Origin of the sequence: Dolichospermum lemmermannii CS-548 (assembly GCF_028330815.1) — a bacterium.
Classification (GTDB): domain Bacteria; phylum Cyanobacteriota; class Cyanobacteriia; order Cyanobacteriales; family Nostocaceae; genus Dolichospermum; species Dolichospermum lemmermannii.
Genome location: NZ_JAQMTJ010000021.1, coordinates 1 through 7630, shown reverse-complemented (window position 1 = coordinate 7630; position 7630 = coordinate 1). Strand labels below are relative to the sequence as shown.

The 7630-nt window shown below is 39.1% G+C and carries 7 protein-coding genes, 1 tRNA gene and 1 pseudogene; 6 read left to right on the top strand and 3 right to left on the bottom strand.

The genetic code is table 11. The annotated features are described in order from the left end of the window. Positions 1 to 55 precede the first annotated feature (55 nt). The gene (locus PN450_RS24005; RefSeq protein ID WP_417033727.1) at positions 56 to 481 is read right to left on the bottom strand and encodes a hypothetical protein; all 426 of its coding nucleotides are present in this window, start codon (positions 479 to 481) and stop codon (positions 56 to 58) included. Between the two features lie 265 nt (positions 482 to 746). Further along, positions 747 to 818, bottom strand: a tRNA-Thr gene (locus tag PN450_RS00995). A 230-nt stretch (positions 819 to 1048) separates the two neighbouring features. Between PN450_RS00995 and argF the strand changes: the two genes are divergently transcribed. The 6 genes from argF to PN450_RS00965 all read left to right on the top strand — a co-directional run bounded on the left by argF (position 1049) and on the right by PN450_RS00965 (position 6477). After that, positions 1049 to 1969, top strand: a complete 921-nt coding sequence (gene argF, locus PN450_RS00990; protein WP_271835110.1) for an ornithine carbamoyltransferase — start codon at positions 1049 to 1051, stop codon at positions 1967 to 1969. A 183-nt stretch (positions 1970 to 2152) separates the two neighbouring features. Further along, positions 2153 to 2758, top strand: coding sequence for a transcriptional repressor LexA (gene lexA, locus PN450_RS00985; protein WP_015080837.1), 606 nt, complete (start codon positions 2153 to 2155; stop codon positions 2756 to 2758). Positions 2759 to 3108: 350 nt separating this feature from the next. After that, positions 3109 to 4590, top strand: a complete 1482-nt coding sequence (locus tag PN450_RS00980) for a DNA phosphorothioation system restriction enzyme (protein WP_271835108.1) — start codon at positions 3109 to 3111, stop codon at positions 4588 to 4590. A 110-nt stretch (positions 4591 to 4700) separates the two neighbouring features. Beyond that, positions 4701 to 5183, top strand: coding sequence for a hypothetical protein (locus PN450_RS00975; RefSeq protein WP_148762029.1), 483 nt, complete (start codon positions 4701 to 4703; stop codon positions 5181 to 5183). A gap of 8 nt (positions 5184 to 5191) precedes the next feature. Then, positions 5192 to 5572, top strand: a complete 381-nt coding sequence (locus tag PN450_RS00970) for a DUF423 domain-containing protein (RefSeq protein WP_148762031.1) — start codon at positions 5192 to 5194, stop codon at positions 5570 to 5572. A 164-nt stretch (positions 5573 to 5736) separates the two neighbouring features. Then, positions 5737 to 6477 (top strand): 2-phosphosulfolactate phosphatase family protein, encoded by a 741-nt coding sequence (locus tag PN450_RS00965; protein WP_271835106.1) that lies wholly within the window; start codon positions 5737 to 5739, stop codon positions 6475 to 6477. A gap of 235 nt (positions 6478 to 6712) precedes the next feature. Here the strand turns inward: PN450_RS00965 and PN450_RS00960 are convergent. After that, positions 6713 to 7531: pseudogene (locus PN450_RS00960) on the bottom strand (M61 family metallopeptidase); the annotation flags it as partial. Between the last annotated feature and the right edge of the window lie 99 nt (positions 7532 to 7630).

Here is a 7630-nt window from a genome sequence, read left to right as displayed (position 1 = left end):
TAGATTTTGATGACATTTTTGGTGATTTACTGTTTCTCAAATGCCTTTTTTCACTTTATCTGTTTGTTTTGATGCTCCCTTTGATTTTCATCTCCGTAATTTCCCTCTGTAACATTTTGGGGTGCGGAATGTGGGTTTTACCCCTACGACTGTAATAATCTACCTCAAATTTTTGTATCCAATTTTTGGCACTGCTGATCGGTGCCGATTGTAACCCCTGATCAAGATATTCTGACCATTCAAATCTTCCTTGTGCCAGTAGCCCCCCTACTTTTTTGGCTTCTGCTTCTGCAAATTGCAAACCAGCAGGGTTGGCATAACAGCCTAAAGCTAAATATTGTTGGTGAGGCTTGCCTGTTCCTGATTTGGGCGGGAATGTGGCGCGGAGGGAAAGTTTGTCGCCACGTTGGCAAACTGCAACCCCTATCTTACCCGCTTTTAGCCTTGCGTTGACTTCCTCGATAGTCCATTTGCTATCCATTTTGAACTAATTTTGAACTAAGTAAGTCGGCACGATAAAATCAATATACATTTTTTTCGTAAAAACCCTTAAATAACCTATCTATAAGGTATTTGTCGAATTTACATTTCGTTACATATGTTGATTGTTTAACGCCAACTTACTTAATTTAAATTTACGTTCCTATATATTCCAGCATATTCCAGCATATCTAAATATAGATTCCATAAAATAGAATTCATGGGTAGAAACGACAAAACCCCTGATTTCTCAAGGGTTTCGTTAGGGCCAGCAGTTGGATTTGAACCTACGACCTTCCGATTACAAGTCGGATGCACTACCACTGTGCTATGCTGGCGATTTTGGTAAGAAGGTTTTTGATTGCCTCACCGATTTCATATTATAACATGAGGACATGATTTGTCTAGAGGGTAAACAAAATATTTTTCTGGTTGCCAAAAATCGGTAAAACTAACCGCCATGTTGTAGATTGATGCAAAAATATTTGGTACAGTTCAATTTTGTATTCCTGGTGACACGGCTAGACGAAGGCGCAGAAAAACATTTGTTCTTTATAGATAATTACGCATGACAGCATTGATAAGCAGAGATTTATTAAGTTTAGCGGATCTAAGTTCGGGAGAACTGCAAGAACTTCTGGAATTGGCTACTCAACTCAAGTCGGGAAAACTCAAGTTACATTGTAATAAAGTGTTGGGCTTATTGTTTTCCAAGGCTTCAACCCGCACTAGAGTAAGCTTCACAGTGGCAATGTACCAACTAGGGGGACAGGTAATTGATCTTCACCCCAATGTCACTCAGGTGAGTCGTGGAGAACCTATCCAGGATACCGCTAGGGTGTTAGATCGTTATTTGGATGTTTTAGCAATTCGCACCTTTGCTCAACAGGAGTTGGAAACTTTTGCGAAGTATGCGAAAATTCCTGTAATTAATGCCCTCACAGATTTAGAACACCCTTGTCAAATATTGGCTGATTTACTCACCATTCAAGAAAAATTTGGAACTTTGGCAGGTTTAACTTTAACCTATGTCGGTGATGGTAATAATGTCGCTAATTCTCTGATGTTGGGTTGTGCTTTGGTGGGAATGAATATCAGAATAGCTTTTCCGTCAGGATACTCCCCAGATGCAGAAATTGTGGAAAAATCTCGAGAAATAGCCAATAAAAAAACTGAAGTTCTCTTAACCCATGATCCCGAAGCAGCAGCTAAAGGTGCATCTGTACTTTACACTGATGTTTGGGCAAGTATGGGACAAGAAACACAGGCAAATAACCGGTTCCCTGTTTTTCAACCTTATCAAATTTCTGAACAATTATTAAGTCTTGCAGATCCAGAAGCAATTGTTTTACACTGCTTACCAGCCCACCGTGGTGAAGAAATTACTGAAGAAGTAATTGAAGGTTCACAATCACGGGTTTGGGACCAGGCAGAAAATCGTCTCCACGCTCAAAAAGCTTTACTTGCAAGTATTCTTGGGGCAAAATAACAATATTGGTAATTGGTAATTGGTAATTGGTAATTGGTAATGGGTAATTGGTTAAATTTTTATCTGTTCCCTGTTCCCTATTAGTTACCAATTACCATAAATATTTAATAAAAGCTTGTTAAGGGAAGATTTTTGTAGTACCAATGTTCTATGGGCATTTATTATTTACTTCCCGATAAAATTATGGAACGTCTCACAGATCCTCAAAAAGAACTATACGAATGGTTGGTTGAATATATCAGGTTGAATCAACATTCTCCCTCGATTCGCCAAATGATGGAAGGGATGAATTTGAAATCTCCAGCACCCATTCAAAGTCGGTTGGAACATTTACGCAATAAGGGTTACATTGGCTGGAATTTAGGTAGGGCGAGAACTTTGCGGATACTTCATCCTGTTAAACAAGGTGTACCAATTTTAGGAACTATTGCCGCAGGTGGTTTGATTGAACCGTTCACAGATGCCGTCGAACATTTGGATTTGGCTAATTTATCATTACCACCTCAAAGCTATGCTTTAAGAGTCGCTGGGGATAGTATGATTGAAGATTTGATTGCAGATGGTGATGTGGTATTTTTGCGTCCTGTTGCTGAACCTAACCAGTTAAAAAATGGGACTATCGTGGCTGCGAGAGTGGAAGGACACGGTACAACTTTAAAACGTTTTTACCGCCATGATGATCTTGTTACTCTCAAACCTGCAAATCCTAATTACAATCCCATAGAAGTATCGGCTATGCAAGTAGAAGTGCAAGGTTCTTTGGTGGGTATTTGGCGTAATTATAACTAAAGGATGTCAGTTGTCAGTTGTCAGTTGTCGGTAGGGGCGAAGCATTTGGAAGATAAATTATCGGTCATTGCCAAAAATAGTTCTCCAAATGCTTCGCCCGTACGGTTGTCAGTTGTCAGTAGGGGCGAAGCATTTGGAAGATAAATTATCGATCATTGCCAAAAATAGTTCTCCAAATGCTTCGCCCGTACGGTTGTCAGTTGTCGGTAGGGGCGAAGCATTTGGAAGATAAATTATCGATCATTGCCAAAAATAGTTCTCCAAATGCTTCGCCCGTACGGTTGTCAGTTGTCGGTTGTTAGTTGCAAATAAAAAACAAGTAACTACTGATTCTTACCAATTACCAATTTATGTACCTAACGCGAAATGCAGTACCGAAATTGCCTACTTTTAAACTCAAGTTACCTTATGCGGGGGAGAAAAAGGGCAATTATCAAATCAAGAAATCATTACCGGGATGTCCAAAAATGCCTTTATCTCTGCAATTGCGGGGATATCAACGCCAAGCTGTGACTAGCTGGTTTGCTAATCATGGTAGGGGGACATTAAAAATGGCTACTGGTAGTGGTAAAACTATTACTGCATTAGCGATCGCTTGCGAATTGTACCAGCAAATTGGTTTACAAGTCTTGTTGGTGGTGTGTCCCTATCGTCATCTTGTTACCCAGTGGGGCAGAGAATGTGAGAAATTTAACTTACAGCCGATTTTAGCCTTTGATAATTTACGCAGTTGGCAAAGTCAACTTTCTACACAAATCTATAATCTGTGTTCTGGTTCTCAAGATTTCGTGACGATAATTACCACTAACTCGACTTTAATTGGTGATGGTTTTCAGACACAACTTAAATATTTTCCGCCGAAAACGTTGATTATTGGTGATGAAGCGCATAATTTAGGCGCACCGAAACTAGAGGAAAGTTTACCCCGAAATGTGGGTTTACGTCTAGGTTTATCAGCCACACCCGAAAGATATTTTGATGATGATGGTACAGAATCTTTATTAGATTATTTTGGTCATATTCTCCAACCTGAATTTAGTTTACAGGATGCGATTTCTCAAGGTGCATTAGTTCATTATATCTATAATCCGGTATTGGTAGAATTGACAGAAACGGAGAGTATCGCTTATTTAAAATTAACCAAAAAAATTGGGCGTTCTCTCCTTTATCGAGATCGAGATATGGGGGAAATGGGAGATTTTGAAGACAACGAAGATATCAAATCATTATTAATGCAAAGGGCGCGGTTAGTTGGCACTGCAGAAAATAAATTAACAGCCTTACAAGAGTTAATGGCAACTCGTCGAGAAACTACCCATACATTGTTTTATTGCAGTGATGGTTCTCAAGAAATTGGACAACGTTATTCTCTGCGTCAACTCAAAGCTGTTGCTCAAATTTTGGGAGGAGAATTAGGTTATAAAGTCAGTACCTACACAGCAAATACTTCTTTGGAAGAAAGAGAAATTTTACGTCGTCAATTTGAAAGTGGAGAATTACAGGGTTTAGTCGCAATTCGGTGTTTAGATGAAGGTGTGGATATTCCCGCTATTCAAACCGCAGTAATTTTATCAAGTTCGGGAAATCCCCGGCAATTTATCCAACGTCGGGGACGGGTTTTGCGTCCTCACCCTGGGAAGGAACGGGCAACAATTTTTGATATGATTGTTTTACCGCCAGATTTAGATAGAGAAACTATTGAAGTAGAACGGAATTTATTAAAGAAGGAATTAAAGAGGTTTGTGGAATTTGCTGATTTAGCGGATAATGCTGGGGAAGCAAGAATGAAGTTATTAGCATTGCAAAAAAGATATGGGTTATTGGATATTTAACAAAGTTAAAAAACTCCCCAAAAAAAACCTCAACAATTCGCAATATTTAGTGGAAGCTTGAGGTAAGTGAGGTTAAAATTACAAGCAATGTCTAAATCTGAAGTAGAACTATGAAGACGGCTGAAAAACTGGCTGCTGGTTGGTTACTCACACTCGGATTCATGTTTTTGGCGATATCAGTATCAGAAATAATAGATAAATCGGCGCAGTCAGGAGTAACAGTATATCCTGTGGAGGGAGAACAGGTATTTTCACCTCCCAATGCGGCTCAGGAGAGTAAAGATACTATCGTGGGAGGGATAATTTTTGGTGTTCCTAGTGCGATATTGGGGAGTTGGTTAGCATTAGGATTGTATAAACAAAGTCAACAAGAGAAAAAAGCCTTAAAGCAGCAAAACAGTGAACAATTACAAGCGCAGTTTTATCAAATGTTACTAGAAAATCAAGGACGAGTAACTTTGTTAAGTTTTGCTATGCAGTCTCAATTACCAGCAGCGGAAGCTAAACAATATTTAGATAAGAAAGCTAAAGAATTCAATGCGAATTTTCAAGTCACCGAAGAAGGGGCTTTATCATATCATTTTGATGTTTAATAGGTCAGATGACACAATTTTTCTTAACTATAGCCGCCATTTTTGGCGGTTTGTCTGTTGCTGGTGGTGCTTTTGGCGCTCATGCTTTGCGGGAAAAAATTAGCGAGCGCTCTTTAGAAATATTTGACACTGGCGCTCGTTATCAAATGTACCACGCTCTGGCACTTTTGTTAGTCGCCATGCTCATGAGTCGTTTAGAAAATCCCCCAACGACGCTTTTAGTGAGTGGTTGGTTATTTATTATTGGTGTGGTGATTTTTTCCGGTAGCTTATATGCTATCAGTTTAACAGGTATCAAGTCTTTAGGGGCAGTTGCCCCATTGGGAGGATTGGCATTAATGCTGGGTTGGGCTGCTTTAGCTGTAGCTGGTGCAACCATCAAGTTTTAATCAGTAGCAAATGGGAAATGGAGTCTAAATTATCACTTAAAATTCCCCGTTTCCTCTGACCTATTACCTTTTCTCTCTTATCTATTGGAAAATAGTATCATCAGTTGGTGACATCAAGTAGGTAGAATATTACCACAGTCTTATGAAATAGGTGTAGCCAGCACGTGAAGATATTTATATATCACACTCCCGAATTGACCCCAAATGATACAGTTCCAGAATGTGCGATCGCTGTTGATGTTCTGCGAGCAACTAGTACAATGGCCACAGTATTAGCCGCTGGAGGTGAAGCTGTACAGGTTTTCAGCGATTTAGATCAACTGATGAGAGTGAGTGAACAATGGCCTTCAGACAAGCGACTTAGGGCTGGAGAAAGGGGTGGCGCTAAAGTAGCTGGTTTTGAGTTGGGTAACTCACCCTTAGATTGCACAGCCAAATTAGTTGCTGGAAAAAGGTTATTTATTAGTACCACCAATGGGACAAGGGCTTTACAGCGGATACAAAACGCCCCCATTGTTCTCGCAGCAGCTTTGATTAATCGGGCAGCAGTAGTTAAATTTCTGTTAGAAAAGCAACCGGAAACAGTCTGGATTGTTGGTTCTGGCTGGGAAGGAAGTTATTCTTTAGAGGATACAGTATGTGCGGGGGCGATCGCTCATAGTATTTGGCAACAAACTAATTGTCCCCTAGAAGATATCAGTGGTAATGATGAAGTGGTTAGTGCGATCGCTCTTTATTCCCAATGGCAAAATGACCTATTAGGATTATTACACAAAGCTAGTCATGGTCAACGATTATTACGCTTAGAATGTTTAGAAGACCTGAAATATTGTTCCCAAACTGATACTTTAGATATTTTACCGATTCAAACAGAACTAGGAGTATTAAAAAGTCAAAATAACTAATAGGAGTCAGGAGTCAGGAGACAGAAGAAAGAAGAAAGGAGAAAGAAGAAAGAAAGAAAGAAAGAAAGAAGAAAGAAGAAAGAAGAAAGAAAGAAAATTTCTTCACCTCTCTCTTCTCTGTTAGATCAAACATAATAATCTGGAATATTTCATCCTGTTAATCCTTAAATCCTGGACATCCTGATTCAGACAATTAATCCTGAAATCCTGGACATCCTGATTCAGACAATTAATATTACTGAATACTCGACAAAGGTACACCTAACCACCCGGCAAAATTCTCCATTTCTGTGAAAGAAGGATTTTCGACAACTTTAAGTTGATACTTACTAGGAATTGATGCAGCTAGAGTCACAGAATAAGTCCGCAATTCATCTTGATGAAAAACAGTAACTTGGATAGAATCATTTTCCTGGTAATCCTTCAAGCGTTCATTTAATTGATTTCCCACCCTAATCCTATCAATCGCTAACAATTCATCCCCAGCATCAATTCCCGCAAATTGTGCCGGTGAACCCGCTTCCACAAACTTAATTATCTCCCGTCCATTTTCAGTATTTATCCTCACACCCAAATAAGGTTCTTCATTCTTTTCCTCAACTAATTGCAAACCAAAAGGTTGTAAATATTGATTAAAAGGTAAATCTTCCAAACCATGAAGATAGCGTTTAAAGAAATCTCCTAAATCCATACCCGCTACAGACTCAATCACACCCTCTAATTGTTCAGGAGTATAACCAATTTCATCCTTGCCAAACTTCTCCCACATTTGCCGCATCACATCATCTAAAGAAAGCTGATTCCCGTGATGAACGCGAATTAATAAATCTAATAAAAGTGACACCATTTCCCCTTTGATATAATAGGAAATTTGAGAATTACCACTATTAGCATCTGGACGATAAAGTTTAATCCAAGCATCAAAACTTGACTCCGACAAAGGTTGAACTTTTCGTCCTGGAGTCATCAAATATCTGGTAATTTCCTTACTCAAATAGTTTAAATATGCCTTGGTATTATAAATACCTGCCCGTAAAGGAATGATTAAATCCCACATTCCGCACCCCAAACTGTCACAGATCAAAAAAGCCCTTAAAGTAGTACATAATAACTAAAGCCAATTCAAAAATTAAGATGCTTAATGAGAATAAGT